2 protein-coding genes are annotated in these 2,188 nt (G+C 56.7%); both read left to right on the forward strand.

Features of this window, described 5'->3' with window-relative positions; translation table 11 throughout:
* Positions 1-1,088, forward strand: a 1,088-nt coding sequence (gene clpX, locus WA354_RS03020) for an ATP-dependent Clp protease ATP-binding subunit ClpX (protein WP_472811531.1), incomplete at its 5' end; no start/stop codon positions are given.
* Positions 1,089-1,269: 181 nt separating this feature from the next.
* Positions 1,270-2,188: LON peptidase substrate-binding domain-containing protein (locus WA354_RS03025; protein ID WP_472811532.1), on the forward strand; the 919-nt coding region annotated here is incomplete at its 3' end.

The following is a 2,188-nucleotide window of genomic DNA, read 5'->3' on the forward strand; positions in this document are numbered from 1 at the left end:
CCGCCGGCCACCTGCCCAAGCCGCAGGAAGTCAAAAGCTTCCTCGATGACTTCGTAATCGGGCAGGACCAGACCAAAAAGAAGCTCGCAGTTGCCGTTTACAACCACTACAAGCGCGTGCAGATGAATCGCATGCGCAACAACGAAGTTGAACTCGCGAAATCGAACATCCTGCTCATCGGGCCAACGGGCTCAGGCAAGACCCTTCTGGCGCACACCCTGGCCAAGATGCTCGACGTTCCCTTCGCGATTGTGGATGCAACCACGCTCACGGAAGCCGGGTATGTAGGCGAGGACGTCGAGAACATCATCCTCAAACTCCTGCAGGCAGCCGATGGCGATGTGACCCGCGCCCAGCAGGGAATCATCTACATCGACGAAATCGACAAGATCGGCCGCAAGGACGAGAACCCGTCGATCACGCGTGACGTCTCCGGCGAAGGCGTGCAGCAGGCGTTGCTGAAAATCCTCGAAGGCACGGTTGCAAACGTTCCGCCACAAGGTGGCCGCAAGCATCCGCACCAGGAATTTACCGCCGTCGACACGACCAACATCCTGTTCATCTGCGGCGGGGCGTTTGTCGGATTGGAGCGCGTCGTCGGACGCCGTATCGGCAAGAAGGCTCTTGGATTTAAATCAGTGGACGCCGAAGCCGATGCAGCGACATCTCGTTCGCATCGCGACACGGAGTTGCTGCGCAAGACCGAGCCGCAGGACTTGATCAAGTACGGATTGATTCCGGAGTTTGTTGGACGTCTGCCTGTGATGGGCATTCTGGATGAGCTCGATGAAGCGGCACTCGTTGAGATTCTTACCAAGCCGCGCAACGCGATCGTCAAGCAGTATCAGCGCCTGCTTGAATACGAGAATGTTCGCCTCCACTTCACGCAGGAAGCAATCGGCGGCATCGCGCGCGAGGCACTGGCCCGCAAAGTGGGCGCACGCGGTCTGCGCATGATCCTCGAAGAACTGATGCTCGACCTTATGTATCACCTGCCCTCGAACAAGAAGGTGCGCGATCTCGAAATCACCAAGGACATGGTGGAACGCCGCGACCTGTCGCTATGCCTGCTTGAGAAGGCTGGCTGATCATCCGGTACAATCCGTTTTCGTATACTCAAAGGTCACATCACTTCGCGGATGTGACCTTTGAGTCTGTGAGGACCCGGTTTCACCCTCTCAGGGCATTTCCGCTGTACAATCCCAACAAGACTCGCCAGATACTGGAACCCACAGTACCGGTCGCGCGTCTAAACCCCATGGTGCTTCTATGACTGCTTCGAAAGAAAAGAGCGAGCCGCGCAAACTTCCCATGATGCCCATCCGGGACATGGTGATCTTCCCCTACATGATGACGCCCTTCGTGGTCGGCCGCCTCTCCAGCGTGCGCGCGCTTGAAGAAGCACTCAATGGCGATCGCAAGATATTTCTAGCCACCCAGCACGACGCTTCCATCGACGAACCAAAGGCCAAGGAGATTTTTCAGGTCGGCTCCATCTGCAATATCGTGCAAAGCGTGAAGATGCCCGACGGCAACATCAAGGTACTGGTGGAAGGCGTCGAGCGCGCGAAGTCGATCGAAGTAAACGATCGCGACGGATTCTTCGTAGCCACGGTGCGCACCGGCAAAACTGATTTTGAAATGACGCCGGCGGCTGAACAGCTGATGCAGCGCGTCACGTCGCTATTCGAGCAGTACGTGAAGCTGCAGCAATCTCTAAACTACGAGACCATCATCGCCACGGTGCGCATGGACGAGCCCGCAAAGCTCTCCGACACTATCGCGGCCAATCTGCAGATGGGTATTGAAGAGAAGCAGGAACTGCTCGGCATCTTCGATCCGGCATCGCGGCTTGCCCGCATTGCCGACGTGCTCGATATTGAAATTGAAAAGCTCGACCTCGATCGCAACATCCAGTCGCGCGTCAAGCGGCAGATGGAGCGGGCGCAGAAAGAGTATTACCTCAACGAAAAGATCAAGGCAATCCAGAAGGAACTTGGCCGCGGCGAGAAAAGCGAGTTCGACGAACTGCGCAAGAAGATTGAAGCCGCCGGAATGCCCAAGGAAGTTCTGGAGAAGGCGGTTCAGGAGCTCAAGAAGCTCGAAGCCATGCCGCCCATGTCGGCTGAGTCTACCGTGAGCCGCAACTACATTGACTGGCTCCTCGCTGTACCGTGGAAGAAAAAGT

This window comes from Occallatibacter sp., from assembly GCF_049802275.1.
GTDB lineage: Bacteria > Acidobacteriota > Terriglobia > Terriglobales > Acidobacteriaceae > Telmatobacter.